Source organism: Cupriavidus pampae (assembly GCF_914271485.1).
Taxonomy (GTDB): Bacteria; Pseudomonadota; Gammaproteobacteria; order Burkholderiales; family Burkholderiaceae; genus Cupriavidus; species Cupriavidus pampae.
In genome coordinates, this window is record NZ_CAJZAG010000013.1 from 101,985 (window position 1) to 124,140 (window position 22,156).

Annotated in this window: 14 protein-coding genes; 9 read left to right on the forward strand and 5 right to left on the reverse strand. The window is 66.5% G+C overall.

What is annotated here, in order from left to right; genetic code table 11:
- Positions 1–181: 181 nt before the first annotated feature.
- Positions 182–6,079, reverse strand: a complete 5,898-nt coding sequence (gene uvrA / locus LDO41_RS28785) for an excinuclease ABC subunit UvrA (RefSeq protein WP_377743724.1) — start codon at positions 6,077–6,079, stop codon at positions 182–184.
- A gap of 258 nt (positions 6,080–6,337) precedes the next feature.
- Between uvrA and LDO41_RS28790 the strand changes: the two genes are divergently transcribed.
- From LDO41_RS28790 to LDO41_RS28810, 5 genes are all read left to right on the forward strand, one after another.
- Positions 6,338–7,534, forward strand: coding sequence for an efflux RND transporter periplasmic adaptor subunit (locus LDO41_RS28790; protein WP_223994500.1), 1,197 nt, complete (start codon positions 6,338–6,340; stop codon positions 7,532–7,534).
- A 7-nt stretch (positions 7,535–7,541) separates the two neighbouring features.
- Positions 7,542–9,632: a MacB family efflux pump subunit gene (locus tag LDO41_RS28795; RefSeq protein ID WP_223994502.1), complete on the forward strand. Its 2,091-nt coding sequence runs from the start codon at positions 7,542–7,544 to the stop codon at positions 9,630–9,632.
- Positions 9,633–9,634: 2 nt separating this feature from the next.
- Positions 9,635–11,041 carry an efflux transporter outer membrane subunit gene (locus LDO41_RS28800; RefSeq protein WP_223994504.1) on the forward strand — a complete coding sequence of 469 codons (1,407 nt, stop codon included), beginning with the start codon at positions 9,635–9,637 and terminating at the stop codon, positions 11,039–11,041.
- Between the two features lie 129 nt (positions 11,042–11,170).
- Positions 11,171–12,133 (forward strand): Bug family tripartite tricarboxylate transporter substrate binding protein, encoded by a 963-nt coding sequence (locus LDO41_RS28805; RefSeq protein WP_223994506.1) that lies wholly within the window; start codon positions 11,171–11,173, stop codon positions 12,131–12,133.
- Between the two features lie 122 nt (positions 12,134–12,255).
- On the forward strand, positions 12,256–13,857 hold the full coding sequence (locus tag LDO41_RS28810; RefSeq protein ID WP_223994508.1) for a gamma-glutamyltransferase family protein: 1,602 nt from the start codon (positions 12,256–12,258) through the stop codon (positions 13,855–13,857).
- Positions 13,858–13,877: 20 nt separating this feature from the next.
- Here LDO41_RS28810 and LDO41_RS28815 read toward each other — a convergent pair whose 3' ends face one another.
- Positions 13,878–14,348, reverse strand: coding sequence for an Lrp/AsnC family transcriptional regulator (locus LDO41_RS28815; RefSeq protein ID WP_223994510.1), 471 nt, complete (start codon positions 14,346–14,348; stop codon positions 13,878–13,880).
- 160 nt (positions 14,349–14,508) lie between these two features.
- Here LDO41_RS28815 and LDO41_RS28820 point away from each other — a divergent pair, with 160 nt between their 5' ends.
- Positions 14,509–15,432, forward strand: coding sequence for a DMT family transporter (locus LDO41_RS28820; protein WP_223994512.1), 924 nt, complete (start codon positions 14,509–14,511; stop codon positions 15,430–15,432).
- A gap of 27 nt (positions 15,433–15,459) precedes the next feature.
- Here the strand turns inward: LDO41_RS28820 and LDO41_RS28825 are convergent, their stop codons facing one another.
- Both LDO41_RS28825 and LDO41_RS28830 read right to left on the reverse strand, forming a co-directional pair.
- Complete coding sequence (locus tag LDO41_RS28825) at positions 15,460–17,058, reverse strand: GDSL-type esterase/lipase family protein (RefSeq protein WP_223994513.1); 1,599 nt, start codon at positions 17,056–17,058, stop codon at positions 15,460–15,462.
- 191 nt (positions 17,059–17,249) lie between these two features.
- Positions 17,250–19,058 carry a phospholipid carrier-dependent glycosyltransferase gene (locus LDO41_RS28830; protein ID WP_455423744.1) on the reverse strand — a complete coding sequence of 603 codons (1,809 nt, stop codon included), beginning with the start codon at positions 19,056–19,058 and terminating at the stop codon, positions 17,250–17,252.
- Between the two features lie 161 nt (positions 19,059–19,219).
- Here LDO41_RS28830 and LDO41_RS28835 point away from each other — a divergent pair, with 161 nt between their 5' ends.
- Genes LDO41_RS28835 through LDO41_RS28845 form a run of 3 tightly spaced genes read left to right on the forward strand, consistent with a single transcriptional unit; the run spans position 19,220 to position 21,986 of the window.
- Positions 19,220–19,900, forward strand: a complete 681-nt coding sequence (locus LDO41_RS28835) for a response regulator (protein WP_223994515.1) — start codon at positions 19,220–19,222, stop codon at positions 19,898–19,900.
- Positions 19,897–21,318 carry an ATP-binding protein gene (locus LDO41_RS28840; RefSeq protein WP_223994517.1) on the forward strand — a complete coding sequence of 474 codons (1,422 nt, stop codon included), beginning with the start codon at positions 19,897–19,899 and terminating at the stop codon, positions 21,316–21,318. The genes LDO41_RS28835 and LDO41_RS28840 overlap by 4 nt, the downstream gene beginning before the upstream one ends.
- 17 nt (positions 21,319–21,335) lie before the next feature.
- On the forward strand, positions 21,336–21,986 hold the full coding sequence (locus LDO41_RS28845) for a DUF2459 domain-containing protein (protein WP_223994519.1): 651 nt from the start codon (positions 21,336–21,338) through the stop codon (positions 21,984–21,986).
- On the opposite strand, the gene LDO41_RS28850 is transcribed toward LDO41_RS28845, so the two are convergent.
- A complete protein-coding gene (locus LDO41_RS28850) occupies positions 21,983–22,135 on the reverse strand; it encodes a hypothetical protein (protein ID WP_223994521.1) in 153 nt (50 codons plus the stop codon). The two genes, LDO41_RS28845 and LDO41_RS28850, sit on opposite strands and share 4 nt — an antisense overlap.
- Positions 22,136–22,156 lie beyond the last annotated feature (21 nt).

Below are 22,156 nucleotides of genomic sequence, written 5' to 3' on the forward strand. Positions count from 1 at the left end.
ACAATAGGTAGATTTGATCTCACCCTCTCCCCCGGCCCCTCTCCCTCCACAGGGAGAGGGGAGCAAAACGTTGGCATACGACGCGCGCCAGATCTAGCCGTGGCAATGGGCCGCCACTTGTTTGCTCCCCTCTCCCTTGGGGAGAGGGGCCGGGGGTGAGGGCTTCCGGCGCTTCAACTACTCACGGCATCACCCGTCGCTCATCCCCAGTCGCCACGCGCGCCAACACCGGCACCAGTGCCGCCCCAGTGTGACTCGCCTTGTTGCGTGACAACGTCTCCGGATCCGACGCGCCAACGATCGTGCCACCGCCGGCGCCGCCTTCCGGCCCAAGATCGATGATCCAGTCCGCTTCGGCAATCACATCGAGATCGTGCTCGATCACCACCACGCTGTGGCCGCCATCCGTCAACCGATGCAGCACGCGAATCAAGCGTGCCACGTCGGCCATATGCAGCCCCACCGTCGGTTCGTCGAGCACATACAGCGTGTGCGGCGCCTTCTGCCCGCGACGCGTAATGTCGTCGCGGACCTTCGACAGTTCGGTGACCAGCTTGATCCGCTGCGCCTCCCCGCCCGACAACGTCGGTGAAGGCTGCCCCAGCGTCAGATAGCCCAGCCCCACGTCCTTCATCAGCTGCAACGGATGCGAAATCTGCGTCAGCGCGCCGAAGAACTCGACCGCTTCGTCGATTTCCATCGTCAGCACTTCGCCGATATTGCGACCGCGCCAGGTCACCGCCAGCGTCTCAGGGTTAAAGCGCTGGCCATGACACACATCGCAAAGCACCTTCACATCCGGCAGGAAGCTCATGCCAATCGTGCGCACGCCCTGCCCTTCGCATGCCGGGCAGCGGCCCTGCCCCGTGTTGAACGAGAAGCGCGAAGCGGTATAGCCGCGTGCCTTGGCCTCGAGCGTTTCCGCAAACAGCTTGCGGATCGCATCCCACACGCCGATATAGGTCGCCGGACAAGAGCGCGGCGTCTTGCCGATCGGGGTCTGATCGACCTCCAGCACCCGATCGATCGACTCCCACCCGGTAATCGCCTCGCAACCATGCCACGTGTGCGAGACGCTCAGCGAACGGATAGCAGTCGGCTTGCCAGCCTTCTCCGCTGCTGTCCGCGCCCGGCGCGTGGCCGGCGACGACATCACCGAACGGCCCACCGCATCGAGCAGATTGGCCATCAGCACGTCACGCGCGAGCGTCGACTTGCCCGAGCCCGACACACCGGTAATCGCCACCAGCCGCGCCAGCGGAATCCGCGCGGTCACGTCCTTGAGGTTGTGCAGATGCGCGCCCTGCACCGTCAGCCACTGCTCTGGCTCGGCCACCTTGCCCGCGCGGGCCGGCCGTACCGTGCGGCGTGCCTGCAACGGATGCACGATCGGATGCGCGAGGAACTGCCCTGTGGTCGAATCCGGCGCGGCGGCGAGCGCCTCGACGCCCCCCTCCGCCACCAACGTGCCACCGCGTTTGCCGGCACCGGGACCGATATCGATGATATGGTCGGCACGCCGGATCGTATCCTCGTCGTGCTCCACCACCACCAGCGTATTGCCCTTGTCGCCCAGCTTGCGCAACGCGTCGAGCAGAATCTGGTTGTCGCGCGGATGCAGACCGATGGTCGGTTCATCCAGCACGTAGCACACGCCCTGCAGATTGCTGCCGAGTTGCGCGGCCAGGCGAATCCGCTGCGCCTCGCCACCGGAGAGACTCGGCGCCGCGCGATCGAGGCTCAGATAGCCAAGGCCCACCTCTTCCAGAAACTGCAGGCGGCTGCCGATCTCGCTGACCACATCGCGCGCAATCTCCGCATCGCGGCCGGTCAGACGCAGACCATCGACCCACCGCCGCGTATCGGACACCGTCCACTGCGCCACCTCGGTAATCGCCTCGGTATCGAACGTCACCGCGCGCGCCACCGGGTTCAGGCGGGTGCCACCGCAATCGGAACACGGCGTATCGACCACGCCTTCCGGCTCCTGCTCCTCGGACGGCAGGCTCTGCTCGCGGCCACGCTCGTCGCTGCTACCCAGCACGGTGTCGTCATAGACCGCGCGTTGCTCGCGCGTCAGCGCCAGCCCCGTCCCCACGCAGGTCGTGCACCAGCCATGCTTGCTGTTGTACGAGAACATGCGCGGATCGAGTTCCGGATAGCTCGTGCCGCAGATCGGACACGCGCGCCGCGTCGAAAACACCTTGGTATCGCCCACATGACGCGTGCCATCGCCGCCATGCAGCGCATCGTGCAACCCGTCCAGCGGCGCCAGCAGATGCATCACGCCCTTGCCGATTTCCAGCGCCTGGCTCAGCAACGCGCGCAATTCCGCCTCGTTGTCGGGCGAGATCACGAGGTCGCCCACCGGCAGTTCGATCGTATGTTCGCGGAAGCGATCCAGCCGCGGCCACGGGTCCACCGGCAGGAATTCACCATCCACGCGCAGATGCGTGTTGCCCCGCGCCTTGGCCCATTTGGCCAGATCCGTGTATACCCCCTTGCGATTGACCACCAGCGGCGCCAGCAGCCCCACATGCTGGCCACGATGATCGCGCAGCAACTGCGCGGCAATCGATTCCGGACTCTGCGAAGTCACCGGCGCGCCGTCATGCACGCAATGCTGAATGCCCAGCTTCACGTACAGCAGCCGAAGGAAGTGCCACACCTCGGAGGTCGTGGCCACCGTACTCTTGCGGCCACCACGCGACAGCCGCTGCTCGATCGCCACGGTCGGCGGAATGCCATACACCGCATCGACCTCGGGCCGGCCCGCCGGCTGCACGATCGAACGCGCATAGGCGTTGAGGGACTCCAGATAGCGCCGCTGGCCTTCATGGAACAGGATGTCGAACGCCAGCGTCGACTTGCCGGAGCCCGACACGCCAGTAATCACATTGAACTTGCCGTGCGGAATATCGACATTGAGCGCCTTGAGGTTGTGCTCATGCGCATTGACGATGCGCACCACGTTCTCGCCCTCCACCGCGCGTCGCGCCCGCGCGGCCTGCAATGCGGTCTGCAACGGCTTGCCCTCGTTGGCCTCCGCGCGTTCCGCCGCCAGCGTGCCGGACTCACCCAGCGCCGCGTCGTAGTGAATCAGCGCCTTGCCAGTATGCGACGCCGTGCAACGCTTGACGTCCTCCGGCGTACCCACGCACACCACCTCGCCGCCCGCATCGCCGCCTTCAGGACCGAGGTCGATCAGCCAGTCGGCCGCGCGAATCACGTCGAGGTTGTGTTCGATCACGATCAGCGAATGACCGCCATCGAGCAGCTTGCCAAACGCTCGCATGAGCTTGGCGATGTCCTCGAAATGCAAACCCGTGGTCGGCTCGTCGAACATGAACAGACGCTTCGGCACCTTGGGCGCCTTGGTCACGCGTCCGCCACGCCCAGCCGGCGCCGCCTGCGCGTTCTCCGCGAGGAAGCCCGCGAGCTTGAGCCGCTGCGCCTCGCCACCCGACAGCGTCGGCACCGGCTGGCCCAGCTTGACGTACTCCAGACCCACATCGGCAATCGGCTCGAGCACCCGCAGTACGCCCGGATCACCGGCGAACAACGCGGTGGCCTCGCTCACCGTCAGCGCCAGCACATCGGCCACGCTAAGCGCGCGCGCAGGCTCGCCCGGCATGGCGCGATCGATCTTCACCTCGAGCACTTCGGGGCGATAGCGCGTGCCATCGCAATCGGGGCAACGCAGGTAAACGTCGCTGAGGAACTGCATTTCCACGTGCTCGAAGCCCGAGCCACCGCAGGTCGGGCAACGGCCATCACCCGAATTGAAGCTGAACGTGCCCGCGGTATAGCTGCGCTGCAGCGCCAGCGGCGCCTTGGCAAACAGCTTGCGAATCTCGTCAAACGCGCCCACATAGCTGGCCGGGTTCGAACGTGCGGTCTTGCCGATCGGCGACTGGTCGACAAAGACCACGTCATCGACCTGCTCCGCGCCGATGAGCGCGCGATGCGCACCCGGGGACTCGGTGGCCTTGCCAAAGTGGCGCGCCATTGCGGGATACAGCACGTCCTGCAGCAGCGTCGACTTGCCCGAACCGGACACACCGGTCACGCACACCAGCCGTTGCAGCGGAATCTCCACCGTGACATCGCGCAGGTTGTGCTCGGTCGCGCCTTCCAGCACGATGCGCGGCATATCGGCCGCCACCGGACGCGGTTGCCAGTGCGAGGCGTCCGCCACGCGCTTGCGTCCGCCGAGGTAGTCGCCGGTCAGCGTACGCTCCTTGCGAATCGCCTCGGGCGTGCCGTCGAAAATAATCGAACCACCGCGCTCACCCGGACCCGGGCCCATGTCGATCAGACGATCGGCGGCTAGCATCACGGACGGATCGTGCTCCACCACCACCAGCGTATTGCCCGCATCGCGCAGACGATGCATAGCCTCGACGATGCGGCCGAGGTCGCGCGGATGCAGCCCGATGCTCGGCTCATCGAGCACGAACAGCGTATTGACGAGCGAGGTGCCCAGCGCCGTGGTCAGGTTGATCCGCTGGACCTCGCCGCCGGACAACGTGCGACTCTGGCGATCGAGCGTCAGATAGCCAAGGCCCACGTCGCACAGATACTTCAGACGTGTGCGCACTTCCGCCAGCAGCAGCTTGAGCGCATCGTCGAGCAGCGTGCTCGGCAGCGTCAGATCGTCGAAGAAACGGCGGATGCGCGCGATCGGCATCAGCATCAGGTCGTGCACGGTCAGGCCCGGCAGCGCTTTCAGCTGACTGCGATCCCAGTCCACGCCGCGCGGCAGAAAGCGCGCCTCGGGCGCCAGCACGGTATCGGCATTGGGCTTGGAGCCCAGGCGCCACAGCATCGACTCGGTCTTGAGCCGCGCGCCGCCGCAGGTCTCGCACGGCGTATAGCTGCGGTACTTCGACAGCAGCACGCGGATATGCATCTTGTAGGCCTTCGACTCCAGATAGTCGAAGAAGCGCATCACGCCGTACCACTGCTTGTTCCACTCACCGTTCCAGTCCGGCGAACCATGGATGACCCAGTGCCGCTCGGCATCGGTCAGCTGGCTCCACGCGACATCGCGCGGAATGCCGGCCTTGGCCGCATAGCGCATCAGATCGTCCTGGCATTCCTTCCAGGCCGGGGTCTGCATCGGCTTGATCGCGCCGTCGCGCAGCGACTTGCGCGCGTCGGGAATCACCAGGCCGAGATCGACGCCGATCACGCGGCCGAAGCCACGGCAGGTCTCGCAGGCGCCGTAGGCCGAGTTGAACGAGAACAGCGCGGGCTGCGGATCGGCATAACGGATATCGCTCTCGGGGCTATGCAGCCCGGTCGAGAAGCGCCAGACCGGACCGTCCCCTTCATCCGTGACCACCTGCACGCTGACGCGTCCGGCGCCACGCTTGAGCGAGGCCTCGATGGCCTCCAGCGCGCGCGAGCGCTCCACGTTGCCAATGCGGAAACGGTCCGCCACGACGTCGAGCACCTTGCGCGCGCCGGTCGGGGACTCCACCACACGCTGGCCATGCACGCGCGTGTAGCCGCTGACGGACAACCACTGCTGGACTTCGTCGTCGGTCGCGGACTCCGGCAGCTCCACCGGGAACGTGACCACCAGGCGTGCATCGTGAAACGGCTGCCCCGCGGCGGTGCGCGCCGCCAGCTCGGCATAGATCGTCTCGGGCGAGTCGTGACGCACCGGCAGCGCGGTCTGGCGGTCGAACAGCTCGGCCGCCCGCGCGTACAACAGCTTCAGGTGGTCGTTCAGCTCGGTCATGGTGCCGACCGTCGAGCGCGAACTGCGCACCGGATTGGTCTGGTCGATCGCAATCGCCGGCGGCACGCCGTCAACCTTGTCCACCTGCGGACGGTCCATGCGATCGAGGAACTGGCGCGCGTACGCGCTGAAGGTCTCCACGTAGCGGCGCTGGCCTTCCGCATACAGCGTGTCGAACACGAGACTTGACTTGCCCGAACCGGACGGACCGGTTACCACGGTCATCTGCCCAGTGTGAAGATCGAGATCGACGTTGTTGAGATTGTGCTGACGCGCGCCGCGGATGCGAATGGTGCCGCCGTTATTACGGGATTCTGACAATTTATCCACCAATTCAACTGGTTAAGATGAATTTCTGAGGTTGTTTCTGAGCTTTATGGCATGGCGTTCTGGCCGAGGCCGGCCGGAAGCGTCCCGCCACTATACTGTATGTTCATACAGTTATCACGAGGCCCGTCGCGCGAGCCTTGAGTGCGCAACAATCCTGTTGCATCATCGCTTCGCACTGTCCCGGTGATAAAGCCGGTGCGGCGATGCATTCCAACGACCCGGAGCTACCACCAGACGCCTCCGGGCACCCGGTCGAACATGAGAATTCCGCCTTTACTGCAGCGCCCCGTCACGCTTCTTGCCCTCTTTGCCCTGCTGGTGGCGGGGCTTTGGTGGTGGCTGCTGCGGCCGACCGAGATCGTCGATACGGTCGTGGTAGGTCGGGGCGATATCGAGTCCAGCGTGACCGCGCTCGGCATTCTGCAACCGCGTAGTTATGTCGATGTGGGCGCCCAGGCGTCCGGCGCGATCCGGCGCATCCACGTGCAGGCCGGCGATACCGTGACCAAGGGCCAGTTGCTGGTCGAGATCGATCCCTCCGTGCAGCAGGCGCGCGTCGATGCCGACCGTGCCACGCTGGCGAGTCTGCGTGCCCAGCTTGCGGAGCAGTATGCGCAGCGCGACCTCGCGCGCCAGCAGGCCGAGCGGCAACGCAGCATGGCGCGCGATGGCTCCACGCGCGACGAGGATGTGCAAACCGCCGAGGCCGCGCTGCGCGTGGCGCTGGCACGCATCGACAATCTGCGCGCGCAGATCGACGGCGCGTCTTCGGCGCTCAAGGGCGACGAGGCGCAGCTGGGCTATACGCGTATATATGCGCCGATTGCCGGCACCATCGTGACGCTCGATGCGCGCGAGGGGCAGACGCTCAACGCCACCTACCAGACCCCGACGATCCTGCGTATTGCCGACCTCTCGGCGATGACGGTATGGACCGAGGTGTCCGAGGCTGACGTGCGTCGCGTGCGGCCCGATATGGCGGTCTATTTCACGACGCTCGGCGTACAGGATGGCGAGGGTACCGCGCGACGCTGGATCGGCAGGGTGCGGCAGATCCTGCCCGCGCCCCCTACACCTGCCGGTCCGGCGCCCGCGGCAGGCACGGCGACGGCGGCCTCCCCGGCTGGCAAGGTGGTGCTGTATACGGTGCTGTTCGACGTCGATAATGCCGATCGCGCGCTGATGCCGCAGATGAGCGCGCAGGTGTTCTTCGTGGCCTCCAGCGTCAGCAATGTACTGGTGGCGCCGCTGCCCGCGCTGCAACCGGTGAGCGGCCAGCCGGGCCGCTACACGGCGCGCGTGCTCGGCGGCGACGGCAAGATCCTCGACCGGCAGGTGGCCACGGGCGTGCGCGACCGTCTGAGCGCCGAAGTGCTGTCGGGCCTCAAGGAAGGCGAAAAGCTCGTGACCGGCGTACGCTATGAGCGCATGGCGGACGGGAGATTCCGATGGTAGCCGTCGTATGGTAGATACCGTTGCGCGCGACCGCTTGGAGCCGGGTGGCAGGCCAGGGGAACCGGCCAACGAACCTCGGCACGATGCCGCGGAGACCACGCGCGCGTCCGAGGCGGGCTTAGCCGCGCCACTGCTGTCGCTGCGCAACGTCCGCCGCGCGTATACCAACACCGACGGCGGGCCGGCGACCGAGGTGTTGCGCGGCATCTCGCTCGATATCGCCGCGGGCGAGTTTGTGGCAATCATGGGTGCATCGGGGTCGGGCAAATCGACGCTGATGCATATACTCGGTTGCCTCGATCGGCCGACCAGCGGCCACTATCAATTTGCCGGCCACGATATCGCGCAGCTCGGTGCCGACGAACTCGCGTGGCTGCGGCGCGAGGCGTTTGGCTTCGTGTTCCAGGGTTATCACCTCGTGCGCTCGCTCGATGCGCTGCACAACGTCGAGATGCCAGCGGTCTACGCGGGTGCGAGTCTTGGTGAGCGCGAGCGACGCGCGGCGGCGCTGCTCGACCAGCTCGGTCTGGCGGACCGTGCCACGTTCCGTCCGGGCCAGTTGTCGGGCGGGCAGCAGCAGCGCGTCTCGATCGCGCGCGCACTGATGAACGGCGGCCACGTGATCCTCGCCGACGAACCCACTGGCGCGCTCGACAGCCGCAGCGGCGCGGAAGTGGTGGCGCTGTTGCGTGAGCTCGCCGACGCGGGGCATACGGTCATTCTGATCACCCACGATCGCGCGGTGGCGGCACAGGCGCGGCGCATCGTCGAGATTCGCGATGGCCAGATCGTCTCGGACAATGGCGTACGTGCTCCTGTTGCCCCCAACGCCCCGCGCACGATGATTCCCGCCTCGCTCGACCCCCGGCGGTTTCGTGCCGCGATGGCGGCCGGCATCGCGCATACCGCGCGGCCATGGACCGATATGCGCGAAGCCTTCGCGGCGGCATGGACCGTGATGTGGACCAACCGCTTCCGCACCGCGCTGACGCTGCTCGGCATCATCATCGGGGTAGCGTCGGTGATCGTGATGCTGGCGATCGGCGCCGGCACGCAGCAGAAGGTTATCGCCAAGATCGCGAGCTTCGGCACCAATCGCCTGTACGTGGTGCCGGGCGGCGACGTGTCGCGTGGACCCGGCGGCGTGCTGACCGAAGCGGACGTCCGCACGATCCGACAGATTCCGCACGTGACCACCGCCACGCCAATCCTGCGCAACAAGGTTACGCTGCGCGCGGGCAATGTCGACTCGTTCGTCAACGTGATGGCCGTCAATACCGACGCGCGCCGCGCGCTGAACTGGAACGTCGCGCGCGGATTGTTCTTCACCGATCAGGACGAGCGCAATCTCGCCACGGTGATTCTGCTCGGCAAGAAGACGCGGGAACGCATGTTTGGCGATGCGAATCCGCTGGGCGCCTATGTGCTCGTCAACAACGTGCCATTCCAGGTCATCGGTGAGCTCGAGGAGAAAGGCGCCACCTCGGGCGATGCCGACGATGATGACGTGGTGCTCATCCCCTACGCCACCGGCGCGCGCCGTGTGCTCGGCACGATGAACCTCAACTGGATCACCGTGCTCGTCGACGATATCGACAATGCCGAGGCGGTGACCAAACAGATCGGCGACGCGCTCGAGGCCACGCATCGCGTGCGCGACTTCCGCGTCTACAACCGCGCGGCGTCGCTGCGCGCGCAGACCGAGACCCAGCAGACCATGACCATCATGCTCGGGCTGGTGGCGGCGATCTCGCTCCTGGTCGGTGGTATTGGCGTGATGAACATCATGCTGGTCACGGTCAAGGAACGCACGCGCGAGATTGGTATCCGCATGGCGGCGGGCGCGCGCCAGCGCGATATCCAGCGCCAGTTCCTGACCGAGGCGATCACCGTGACGCTCGTGGGCGGATTGGCGGGCGTGCTGATTGGCGTGGCCATCGGCCTGGCGCTGCTGCATTGGGAGGTACCAATCATCTTCTCGGTACGCGCGATGCTCGGCGCCTTCGCCTGCGCGCTCGTCACCGGCCTCGTCTTCGGCTTTATGCCCGCGCGCCAGGCCGCGCGACTCGACCCCGTTACCGCACTCGCGAGCGATTGACCATGACGACACGCTGTGGTCTTTCTCTCGCCCTGGCGATCTCCCTGCTGGCCGGTTGTGCCACGGCGCCGAAGGGCGACATCCCGCCACTCGACGTGCCCACGGCGTGGCGCAACGAGACCAGGGACGCGACAACCGCCGTGGTCATCGAGCCGAACTGGTGGCAATCGTTCAACAGCGCCGAGCTGACATCGCTGATCGAACAGGCGCAGGCCAGCAGCTTCGACGTCGCGGCCGCCGCCGCGCGCGTGCGGCAGGCACAGGCGCAGGCTCGCATTGCGGGCGCGGCGCTGTTGCCCGACGTCAGCCTCTCCGCCACCGCGCAGCGCTTCAAGGAGCCGCAGTTGGCCGTGTCGGGTTTCTACACGGCGCAGCTGTTCGCAAGCTACGAGATCGATATCTGGGGCGGCAACGCGGCGCTGCGCGATTCGGCGCGCGCGTCGCTGCTGGCCACCACCTACGCGCACGACGCGGTGTCGCTGACGGTCATCGCCACGGTCGCCAATACCTATCTGCAAAGCGTCGCGCTGCGCGAGCGCGTGACAATCGCCGAACGCAACCTCGACAATTCGCAGCGCATTCTCGCGCTGGTCGAATCGCGCGCGCGGGCCGGCGCGGCCTCGCCGCTGGAGCTTGCGCAGCAGCGCGGGCTGGTAGCCACACAACGACAGGAGCTCGCGCTGCGCACACAGCAGTCGCGCGCCAGCCTCGCCGCACTGGCCGTGGTGCTGGGCAAGTCCGTCGAAGGGTTCGACATTGCCGCCACGTCGCTCGACGAGATCGCCGCGCCCACCGCCAGCACTGGCGTGCCGAGCGCGCTGATGGTGCGCCGCCCCGACCTCGCGCAGGCCGAGCGCGCATTGGCCGCGGCCGATGCCGATATCAAGGTGGCGCGCGCCGCGATGCTGCCAACGCTCACGCTCACGGCCGGTGCCGGCGTTGGCGCCGAACATGTGCGCAACCTGTTCGATACCTCGCTGTATAACCTTGCCGCCGGCCTGGCCGTGCCGATCTTCAACGCCGGACGCCTCGCCGCGGGCCGCGACCTTGCGGTGGCGCGGCGCGAGGAATTGCTCGCCGCCTACCGTGGTGCCATCGTCAACGCGTTCGGCGACGTCGAGACCGCGCTGACGGCGGTAGACGGCGTAGCCAACCAGCGCGTCGCCCAGGCAGAGGCACTCAGGCAGGCGCGCGAGACCGCACGATTGGCAGAGTCGCGCTACCGCGCGGGCGCGGAGACGCTGCTGACCGTGCTCGATGCGCAGCGCACGCTGTACGCCGCGCAGGACCAGTCGGTGCAACTCGGGCTGTCGCAGCTGCAAGCCAGCGTCAGCCTGTTCCGCGCCCTCGGCGGCGGCTGGAGCACGCCGATGCCCCTCGCCCAACTCTCACCGCCGCACAGTTATTAAGGGAAAACCCGAAACACTGGCACGCCACTTGCTCCACTTGTCATGCATGACAAACATTTTGGAGTCCGCATCACCATGGCATCGCAGTTTTCGCTCCCGCGCACCTTGAAAGCGCGCACCCGCACCATCTTGAACCTCGTTCTCGCCGCGGCCGGTGTTGCCGGTGCGTGCGCGGCCCCCGCCGCGTTCGCCGAATACCCCGAACGTCCCATCCAGCTCGTGCTGTCGTTCCCGCCCGCGGGCGCCACCGATGTGCTCGCGCGCGCTGTGGGCCAACGTCTGTCGCAGGTCCTGCACCAACCCGTGGTGGTCGAGAACCGCCCCGGTGCCGGTGGCGCGATCGGCCTCGGCTACGCCGCCAAGGCCGCGCCCGACGGCTACACGCTGTATATGGCCGCGGTCAGCAATGCCGCCATCGCCGCGGCCACCTACGCCAACCAGCCCGCCAACCTCGGCAAGGACTTCGTCCCCATCGCCGGCATCGGCACCGTGCCCCACATCCTGGTCGTGCCGGCTTCGCTGCCGGTAAAAACCGTGCCGGAACTGGTCAAGTACCTGAAGGCCGCCCCGGGCCAATACAACTTTGCCTCGCAGGGCGCGGGCACGCTGTCACACCTCGAGTCCGAACTGTTCCGCCTGCGCGCGGGCGTGGACGTGATTCACGTGCCGTACAAAGGCAGCTCGTTCGCCATGCCCGACCTGATGGCCGGCCGCGCGGCGATGATGTTCGACAGCATTCCATCAGCATTGCCGCACGTGAAATCGGGCAAGCTGCGTCTGCTCGCGGTGGCCTCGGACAAGCGCGTGAAGTCGCTGCCGGAAGCGCCGACCATGATCGAAGCCGGCATTCAGGACTTCCGGGCCGACAACCTGTTCGGCCTCGTCGCGCCGAAGGGCACTCCGCCTGCCGTGATCGAAAAGCTCGCCGCGGCCACCAAGACCGTGCTGGCCATGCCCGACCTCGTCGACACCATGGACGCGCAAGGTGTGCAGATCGCGTTCACGCCCGCCGACAAGTTTGGCCGCATGATCAACGACGAAATGCGCGACTGGAACAAGGTCGCGCAGGCAGCGAAGGTGAAGGTCGACTGATTCGTCCCTCTCACTGCCTCAACGATCCTCGCGTATGATCGTTGGCTGGCCCCTCTTCTCCAGAGGGGCCGTTCCTGTTTTCATGCCATCCCCGGCATTCCCGTCATCCTCGCCCTTCGCTCATGACCTCCTTCTGGGACTTCCCTTATCCGTCGCGCCGCGTGCCGGTGCTCGCCGACAACGTCGTGTCCACCTCGCAACCGCTGGCCGCCGCGGCCGGGCTGCGCATGCTCGCCAAAGGCGGCAACGCCGTGGACGCGGCGCTGGCCACCGCAATCGCGCTGACCGTGGTCGAGCCGTGCATGAACGGCATCGGCGGCGACGCGTTCGCACTGATCTGGGATGGCAAGAAGCTGCATGGCCTCAATGCCTCGGGCCGCGCGCCGCGCGCGTGGACACCCGAATCGTTCTCGCGCTACAGCGCGATGCCGAATCTCGGCTGGGATGCCGTGACCGTGCCCGGCGCGGTGTCCGGCTGGCGCACCACGTGGGAGCGCTTTGGCTCGCTGCCGTTCGAAGACCTGTTCGAACCCGCGCTCGAATACGCGCGCAATGGCTACGTGGTGTCGCACACCGTGCATCGCCAGTGGCAGGCGCAGGTGCCCGTGCTGGAGAACCAGCCCGGTTACCGCGAGGCCTTCGCCCCGCGCGGCCGTGCCCCGCTGCCTGGCGAACGCTTCGTGGTACCGGGCCAGGCCGATACGCTCGAACGTATCGCGCGCACCAAGGGTGACGACTTCTATCACGGCGAGCTCGCCAAAAAAATCGCCGATCACGCGCGCGCCACCGGCGGCCGTCTCGACGAAGCCGATCTGGCCGCGCATCGCGCCGACTGGGTCGAGCCCATTTCCATGCGCTATCGCGACGTGACGCTGCACGAGATCGGGCCGAATGGCCAGGGCATCGGCGCGCTGATGGCGCTCGGCATGCTCGAGCATTGGGACATCGGTGCCTCTGGCCGCGACAGCGCGCGCACCATGCATTTGCAGATCGAGGCAATGAAGCTCGCGTTCGCGGACCTGCATGCGTACGTCGGCGATGCAGACGCCATGCGCGCGGCCGGCCGCGTAACGCCCGAAGCGCTGCTCGACCCGGCCTATCTGGCCGAACGCGCCAAGGCCATCGACCCCGACAAGGCCTCGTATCCTGGCCCGGGCAAACCGCATACCGGCGGCACCGTGTACCTGACCGCCGCGGACCGCAACGGCATGATGGTGTCGTACATCCAGTCGAACTTCAAAGGCTTCGGCTCGGGCGTGGTGGTGCCGAATACCGGCATCGCGCTGCATAACCGTGGCTGGGGCTTCAACCTCACGCCGGGTCACGCCAATCAGGTGGCACCGGGCAAGCGACCGTTCCACACCATCATCCCGGGCTTCCTGACGCGCAACGGCGCGCCGCTCGCTTCGTTCGGCGTGATGGGCGGCTCGATGCAGGCACAGGGCCACGTGCAGATGACCAGCCGCTTCGCGGACTTCGGCCAGAATCCGCAGGCCGCCAACGACGCACCGCGCTGGCGCGTGCTCGACGACAACATCGGCGTATCGGTAGAAACCCATGTGCCGCGTGAAACGCTGGAAGGCCTGCGCGCGCGCGGCCATTCGGTCGAGACGGCCGCGGCCGACAGCCTCGACTTCGGCGGTGCCCAACTGGCGATGAAGATGGAACACGGCTATGCCGCCGCGTCCGACTATCGCAAGGATGGCTATCCGGTCGGGTTCTAAAGGGGCTACCGCGCTGCCGCTCAGCCGAGCGGCAGCGCGGTGCTGTACAACACCTGCTTGAGCGCAAAGCTCGAGCGGATATTCGACACGCCCGGAATCTTGGTGATGTGGTCGATGATCAAACGCTCCAGTGCCTCCACATCGGGCACGATCACACGCAGCAGATAGTCGGCGTCGCCCGACATCAGATAGCACTCCATTACCTGCGGCAGCGCCGCGACGCGCCGCTCGAACGCATCGAGCGTTTCGCGTCGCTGCTTGTCCAGCGAGATCTGGATAAACACCACCACCTTGAGTCCCAGCCGACGCGCATCCAGCAGCGTGACGCGCCGCGAGATCACGCCCTGCTTCTCGAGATTCTTCACGCGCGCGAGGCACGGTGACGGCGACAGGTTCACGCGGCTCGCCAGCTCCACGTTGGTCAGGCTGCCGTCGCGCTGCAGTTCGCCGAGAATCCGGATGTCAGTGGCGTCGAGGTCGATGTCCAGCATGTTGCGCTTCCGAAATGGGGTTGATCGGCATTCTATGCTGGAATCGCGGTTTTATGCGGCCCAATGCGGTCAATGCTGCGGTGCAAGGAACCATAGACTCTAGCTACGGGATTTCCCCTAGCGATGCCTTCACCAAGCACCATCGATCCGGAGCCGCATCATGTCCGCCCCCATCGCCTCCGCCGCTGCCGGCGCGGGTATCCGCAAGTTTCTGCCGCTGATTGGCGCCGTTATCGTCTGGGGTGGCAACTGGCCCGTGATGAAGTACGGGCTCTCGCACGTCAGCCCGCTGTGGTTCGCCACGGTGCGTTTCGGTTCGGCGGCGCTGCTGAGTGTGCTGGTGTTGGGGGCGCTCGGACGACTGCGCATGCCGACGCGTGCCGAATGGCCGCTGGTGCTTGGTGTGGGTCTGCTGCAGATGGCAGCCTTCACGGCGCTGGCACTGTGGGCATTGCAGTACGTCGCCCCCGGCCGCGCATCGGTGGTGGCCTATGCCACCGCGATCTGGGTCATCCCGCTGGCCTCGCTGGTGCTCGGCGAACGGCCATCACGGATGCAATGGGTGTCCACGGCGCTCAGCTATGCGGGCATCGCGGTGATCGTACTGCCGGCCGTCACGCATTGGGAATTGCATACCATCGTCGGGCTCGCAATGCTGCTCGGCGCATCACTGGCGTGGGCCGTCAGCATCATCCAGTTGCGCGCGCATCGCAACGTTCGCCTCGGTGCCGACATGATTCCATGGCAGACGGCGATCGCCACGGTACCGCTGCTGCTGCTCGCCCTGTTGCGCGATGGCATGCCCGAACTCAGCGCGTTCGTCGATATCTGGCCGGCCATCGCCTACACCGGCCCGCTCGCCACCGCGCTGACCTTTATCCTCGTGCTCAATATCACGCAGACGCTGCCGCCCGCCGCTACCTCGATCGCGATGCTTGGCGTGCCCGTGATCGGCCTCATGGTCTCGGCCGCGGTCTGGCATGAGCGCCTCTCGGGCGACCTGTCGATCGGCCTCGCGTTGATCGCGCTCGGCGTGGTCACGACCGCGCTGGCACCACGCTTCGAGCGCGCGTTGCGGGCCTGAGGCACTCATGCGCCTGTAGCGAGGCGCTTACCGGCAGCAGGTCCCCGTGTACCAGACCGGCGTGCCGGCCACGTTGTAGATGACCATATTCCCGTCGTTCTGCACGTAGAGATACGAGCCCGGTTGTCCCGACGTATTGCTCTGCCACACCGTGCGGCCGCTTGGATCGAACGCCACCAGATTGCCATCGCTCTGCAACAGCACCTGCACCGCGTTGGCCGTGACGGTGCCGGTCGACCAGATCGGCGTGCTGGGGCCGTCGTACAACACCAGATTGCCGTCCATTTGCATGTTCAGCGTAAAGCGTCCATCGCACGACACCAGCGTTTGGCCCCTCGTGAGCCCCATGCCCGGCGCGAACTGACCGCATTGCGTGGGTGCCTTGACAGGCGGCAGCGTATTGCCATTGAACTGCGTGAGATCGATGGCATTGGCAATCGCCTGCAACCCGGCCGTGTTCGGATGCAGATGGTCGCCGCTATCGAAGTCCGCGCGCAGCCTGGTCGGATTGGCCGGGTCATGCACGGCGGCATCTTGATCGACGATCGCGTCGCAGCCGCTGGTCGCGCCGCGAATGAAGCTGTTCACCTGCTGGCGAATGGTCTCCTGGGCTGCGGTCCACGCCGAGTACTTCTCGTACGGCGTGAGCGTGGAGCACAACACCTTGAGCCCCCCGTCATGCGCCTCGCGCACGATCTGCTGCAGTCCACCGGTCAGTTGCGCGGTCGAGGGTGGCGGCGTATGCGACGTCAGGTCATTGATCGGATCGTCGGAAATGATCACCCACTTGACGCCGGGTCGCTGCACCACGTCGCGCTGGAAGCGCGACACGCCCGCATTGCCGGAGCCGTCCGCCAGCAACTGGTTGCCAGTGATGCCGGTGTTGACCACGCCGATGGTCTTGCCGGCCTGCGCCAGACGCACCGCGAGGTCATTGGGCCAACGCGTGTTCGTATTCGCGGCAGAGGCCAGACCGTCCGTGATCGATGCACCAAAGGTCGCAATGGCACCGGTGGCCGAGGCGTTCTGCACATCGAGCCCGCTGACGAAGAAGTAGGTCTGCCCCGCCACCGGGTTGGTCTTGACGTTGGGCATGCTGAGGCTGCCGCTCACGTTGCCCGTCGATACGTAGTAGTCCTGCAGCGCAAAGCTGTGGCCGGCAGTGTCCGGCACCGAAGCGCCGGGCAGGTACACGCTGATGGCGACATCGGCGAGCGCGGGGATGGTCATGCTGACCGCATCGCTGATCACCTCCTGGCCCGGCGGCACGGTCACCGTGTTCACACCGTTGAAGGTCAGCGCGCGGTCGGTCCCGCTCGCGATGGTCGAGCCATTGGCGCGCAGCGCGATATGGGCGGCACCGATCACGAGCGGCTGCGTACTGTACAGATTCGAGAGATGCACGCGCGCGGCGGTCCCGCCAATACTCGTATGCAGGATCTGCCGGATCGTCTGGTTGTTGAAGCCCGGATTGTCGAGGCGCTGCGTGGCCACGCCCCAGGTACCGACCCACGAGGGGGCCGGATCGGCAGCGTGCGCGCCATGTCCGTGAATGGCAGCCGCCAGAGGCAGCACCAGCCCGATGCCGCGTAATGTGCGAACGAGGTTGTCAGCGAGATTCGTCACCGTTGTTGTCCTTGTAGATGGGAACGTGCGCCCCGGCCTGGCCGGAGCGCGCTAACGGTAAGCGAATTCGATACACGCGGGAGCCCGCGATACGTTCCGATACGTTCCTGACGTGCGAAAGCCCGTCGAATCGTGCCAAGTGAAAGCGCGATGTGGGTCTCGGCCCGGAACCTTTGCTGCCAGTCCTACTGCTAAGGCCGGTTGGACACCACGACGCGCTTGTAGTCGCGCGCCACCACATACATCGGCATCTTGCCCGCCAGCTGTTGATAGGTGTCGGGCGACATCACCGCGAGCGCGGGGCCGTCATCGTTCCAGGCGGCCTCGAACGCGGCAAGCGTCGGCATCCAGCGCGAGGGCTCCACCGACACGCCAAAGCCAAGTTCATCGGCTTCCGCCACCATGGTGAGCGGATGGCGCACGTAGAACGGTAGCGTATGGTCGAGCGTGCGCACGCCATACAGGGGCATTTCCGGCGTGAGCTTGCGTGCCACGACTGGCGCGATATCGGCGCCGGACAGCGGACGCCCGACCGTGTCATAACCGAGCAGCGCAACGGTAAAAGCCACGTACATGGCAAGCCCGTACGTGACCATGCTCGCGGTCAGCCGCTCACGCGCGGCGAGCCAGCGAGCGAGCACGACGCCCGCGAACATCAGCGCGAACGTGATCGCCACCCAGATCGCATACGTGCGATAGAACAGATTCGGAATATTGTTGGCGGTCAGCGAGCCGACGATCGGGCTCGCCATCAGGCAGAGCGCGGCAATCGCGCCGGCCACCGTCAGCTGGCGCCGCCATGCGCGCGCGTCCATGCGATCGAGCACCACGGCCGCAAGAATGGCCAGCGCTGGCACCACCGGCACGATATAGCCGGGCAGCTTCGAGCGCGAGATGCTGAAGAATACGAAGATGGCAATCGCCCAGACACCGGCAAGAAGTAGCGGGCGGAACGAATGGGGACGAGCCGAATTGGGACGAACCGAATGGGGACCAACCGATTGCGGGCCTGCCGTTTGAAACGACGTGCCCGTCGGGCCGGACCTCAACGCCCGCCACATGCGCGGAAACAGCCCCGCCCACGGCAGCATGCCGCCGACGATCAGCGGCACGAAATACAGCAGCGGCCCCGAGCGCGAGTGCACATTCGACGTATAGCGCTCCCAGTGCTCGTGGATAAAGAAGAAATGCAGAAATTCCGGGTTGCGCCGCGCGATCAGCCAGAACCACGGCACGGTGACGAGCAGTAGCACACACAAACCCGCGCCCCAGTGCAGCCGGCGCCAGAGTGTGCCATCGCGCGCCACCAGCGAGTAGCACACCAGCACGAGGCCCGGCAGCGCAATGCCGACCAGGCCCTTGGTCAGCACGGCCACACCCATGGTCGCCCAGCACGCCAGCATCCAGCGGCGGCGTTCCGCGACCGTCGCATCAGGATGCATCGCCATCAGCATGGTGGCCAGCGTGCAGGACATCGCGCCGGCCAGTGTCATATCCAGCGTGTTGAAATGCGCGGCCGTGCTCCACATCGGCGCGCCCAATAACACGATGGCCGCCAGCCAGCCCGCGCGCGCGCCAAACCAGCGCCACGTGGCCAGCATCGTCATGCCAATGCCGAGCAGACCCGACAACGCCACGCACAGCCGCGCCTGCCACTCACCCACGCCAAACATGGCATAGGCCACCGCCGTGACCCACATGTGGAACGGTGGTTTCTCGAAGTACTTGAGCGCGTTATAGCGTATTGTGACCCAATCGCCAGTGGCCAGCATCTCGCGCGAGATCTCGGCGTAACGGCCTTCGTCGGGACCGATCAGATGGCGCATGGCCAGCGTGCCGAACCACACCACGAGCACCGCCGCCACCGCCGTGGCGATCCACCACAGGGTGCGCCGATCGACGCGCTCCCACGGCCGCGCGGCCGGAACCGACAGCGGGACGGGGTGCGACAGCAGATCGGCTGACTGGGCCGGGTCCGAAGTTGATGCCGGATGCGCCATGAAAATGCTCGTAGAGGCATCCGCTTGCGATGTGCGTGCGCACGGATGCGATGATTGCGAGAGCGCAGCATAGGAGCCTAACCTTAGCGACACATTAAGCGCGATCAAACTGGTAGGCTTACATCCGTTTGAAGTTGCAGTTCCTTACATTTATTGGAGAAATGAGAATCCTCATCGTCGAAGACGACCCCATGCTCGGGGACGGCCTGCAACGCGGTCTGAAACTGACCGGGCATGTCGTCGACTGGTTCAGCACCGCGGCCGCCGCCGACCACGCGGTCGGGGTCATGGAGTACGACGCCATCGTGCTGGACCTCGGGCTCGACGAGGATGACGGCGGCACGCTGCTGGCGCGCTGGCGTGCCAGCCACCGGACGACGCCCGTCATCGTGCTGACCGCGCGCGATGCGGTGGAGAGCCGCATCGATCTGCTCGACACCGGCGCCGACGACTACCTCGTCAAGCCCGTGTCGATCGACGAACTGGCGGCGCGCCTGCGCGCGGTCACACGGCGCGCGGCCGGCCAGGCGGAACCGGTCTGGCGGCACGGCCCGCTCGAGTTCCACCCGGCCTCGCGCCAGGCCACCTGGAACGGTGAGCCCATCGAGTTGACTAGCCGCGAAGCGTTGCTGCTCGAACTGCTGCTGGCCCATCCCAATCGCGTGCTGACGCGCGACTTCCTGCGCGACAAGCTCTACGCCTGGGACAAGTCCGCGGAGAGCAATACGCTCGAGGTCCATATCCACCATCTGCGCCGCAAGCTACATCCCGCCATCGTGCGCACGCTGCGCGGGGCCGGCTATTCACTGGGCTCGCTCGAGGCGATCGGGGCCGACGCATGACGCTGCAGCGCCGGCTGATTCTGTCGGTAATGCTTGCGGCGACGCTCGCCTGGGTGCTGACTAGCGCGATCATCTACGTCAGCGCGCGCGACGAGATCAACGAGCTCTACGACACCGACATGGTGCGCATGGCGCAGCAGATGCAGGCCGTGCTGCCGATCGTCAATATCGAGGCGCTGCCGCGCCCCGCGCCACCCTCCCCGACGCCCGGCGACGAAGACCTTGGCGACCTCGGCAGTGCGGGCCTCGGCGAACTCGCCATCGCGGCATGGCGGCCTGGTGGCGAGCCGCTGCATATCGACCCCGACGGCGATCGCCTGCCGCGCGCGCCAAACGTGAAGGGCTTTACCGAGGCCACCATCGATGGCGTGCTCTGGCGGCTGTACTACCTCAACGACGGCACGGTCGGCTGGCGCGTGTGCGTGGGGCAGGTGCTCGCCGAACGCGAGGAACTGATCTTCACGTATATCCAGGCGCAGGTGCTGCCGTGGGTGTTGGGCATACCGTTGCTCACGCTGCTGCTGGTATGGGCCGTGCGACGCGCGCTGCTGCCAGTGCGCACACTGTCGTCGCAACTGGCCACGCGCGCGCCTGACGATCCGACTCCGCTCGACATGTCGCCAGTGCCGGGCGAACTGGTGCCGCTGGTCGCGGCGATGAACCAGCTGCTCTCGCGCGTCACCGCGCTGCTCGAGCACGAGCGACGGCTGACTGCCGACGCCGCGCACGAACTACGCACGCCGCTCGCTGCGCTCAAGGCGCAATGGGACGTCGCGCGCCGCTCGCCCGACGATGCCGAGCGGACGCAGGCCAGCACCAAGGTCGAAGCAGGCATCGATCGACTGACGCGGCTTGTGAATCAGTTGCTGACCTTGAGCCGGCTCGAGGAGACGACGCAATTGAGCGTGGCGCCGGGCCATGCACTGCCGGCGCGCTGGCCCGAGATCGCCAATCAGGCGCTCTCGGACTGTCTGGCGCTGGCGGGCAGCCGCGATGTCGACGTCGAGCTGACGTGGCCGACCGAGCCTGCGGCGCCGTTGCCCGTGATCGGAGACCCCGCGCTGCTCGGTATCATGCTGCGCAATCTGCTCGATAACGCGATGCGCTACAGCCCGCCCCATACGCTCGTGACGGTCGCGTTTCTGCCGGACCGTATCGAAGTCATGGACCATGGGCCCGGGGTATCTGCCGAGATCCTGCCGCGCCTCGGCGATCGGTTCTTCCGCGAGGCGGGACGACGCGAGCAAGGCACCGGCCTCGGCATCTCGATCGCGCGACGCGTGGCCGCGCTGCATGGCCTGCGCATCGAGTTCGCCAATCGTCGGGCGCTGGGCCGGGGACCGACCGGACTGATTGCCACGGTGCGCGGCGACGAGGCGACCCAACCTCGCGCTCAGCCTCGTCCACGTTCAGGTTGAGCGAGGTGAACAGCGGCATGGCACGGGCTCTTCATTTCGTTGTCGCCAGCGGGCTGGTGGCCGCGATCGCGGGCTGCGCGGGTGCCCCCGCGGCGGCACCGCAGGGCCCGGTCACGACCACCATCGATGTGGTCGAGCGCGACTGGCATACCGATATCTGCGTGCGCACCGACGATGCGGGACCCGCCATCGTGGCGTTTGCGGCCGGCTACGATGGCTCGCGTTTCCTGTGCTTCGGCTTTGGCGATCGGCGCTATGTCCTATCGCGCCAACGCGATGCGTGGACTTTGCTGTCCGCCCTGATTCCGGGCGACGGTGCGATCCTGCTGACGGTATTGCGGGACACCCCCGCCGCGGCATTCGGCGCCGACAACGTGGTGCGATTGGGCATCGATAACGACGGACTCCAGCGGCTGCGCGCGTTCCTCGTCAAGTCGGTGCAGACGGACGCCGCCGGCGCGCCCATCAAACTCGGCGAAGGTCCGTACGAAGGCGGATTGTTCCTGGGCGCGACGGCCACCTACGCAGGCTTCTATACCTGCAACACGTGGACGGCGGAAGGCCTGCGCACGGCGGGCGTGCCGGTCTACGGGCCCGTGCTGTTCGCCAGCGGCGTCATGAAACAAGTGCGCGCCCTGGCGGACAGTGCCGCCACGGCATCACGCTAGCAAGGTCCGGGGCTGCAAACCGTGGTGCTGCTGCCCGCTGGCGGCGTGACGACAGTCGTGCGATTGGGCGGTTGCGGATCGCTGCTGCTGAAGGACACGCAGCCGGCAAGTGCAACGGGGACCAGCAACAGCACTAGAAATCTGGACATGGTTTCGCTCCCACAGGGTTC

Excerpts from the sequence above, each read along its gene's own strand:
- LDO41_RS28790 (WP_223994500.1), top strand. The coding sequence starts at position 6,338 with ATGAGAATTCCGCCTTTACTGCAGCGCCCCGTCACGCTTCTTGCCCTC.
- LDO41_RS28795 (WP_223994502.1), top strand. The coding sequence starts at position 7,542 with ATGGTAGATACCGTTGCGCGCGACCGCTTGGAGCCGGGTGGCAGGCCA.
- LDO41_RS28800 (WP_223994504.1), top strand. The coding sequence starts at position 9,635 with ATGACGACACGCTGTGGTCTTTCTCTCGCCCTGGCGATCTCCCTGCTG.
- LDO41_RS28810 (WP_223994508.1), top strand. The coding sequence starts at position 12,256 with ATGACCTCCTTCTGGGACTTCCCTTATCCGTCGCGCCGCGTGCCGGTG.
- LDO41_RS28815 (WP_223994510.1), bottom strand. The coding sequence starts at position 14,348 with ATGCTGGACATCGACCTCGACGCCACTGACATCCGGATTCTCGGCGAA.
- LDO41_RS28820 (WP_223994512.1), top strand. The coding sequence starts at position 14,509 with ATGTCCGCCCCCATCGCCTCCGCCGCTGCCGGCGCGGGTATCCGCAAG.
- LDO41_RS28830 (WP_455423744.1), bottom strand. The coding sequence starts at position 19,058 with ATGGCGCATCCGGCATCAACTTCGGACCCGGCCCAGTCAGCCGATCTG.
- LDO41_RS28835 (WP_223994515.1), top strand. The coding sequence starts at position 19,220 with ATGAGAATCCTCATCGTCGAAGACGACCCCATGCTCGGGGACGGCCTG.
- LDO41_RS28840 (WP_223994517.1), top strand. The coding sequence starts at position 19,897 with ATGACGCTGCAGCGCCGGCTGATTCTGTCGGTAATGCTTGCGGCGACG.
- LDO41_RS28845 (WP_223994519.1), top strand. The coding sequence starts at position 21,336 with ATGGCACGGGCTCTTCATTTCGTTGTCGCCAGCGGGCTGGTGGCCGCG.
- LDO41_RS28850 (WP_223994521.1), bottom strand. The coding sequence starts at position 22,135 with ATGTCCAGATTTCTAGTGCTGTTGCTGGTCCCCGTTGCACTTGCCGGC.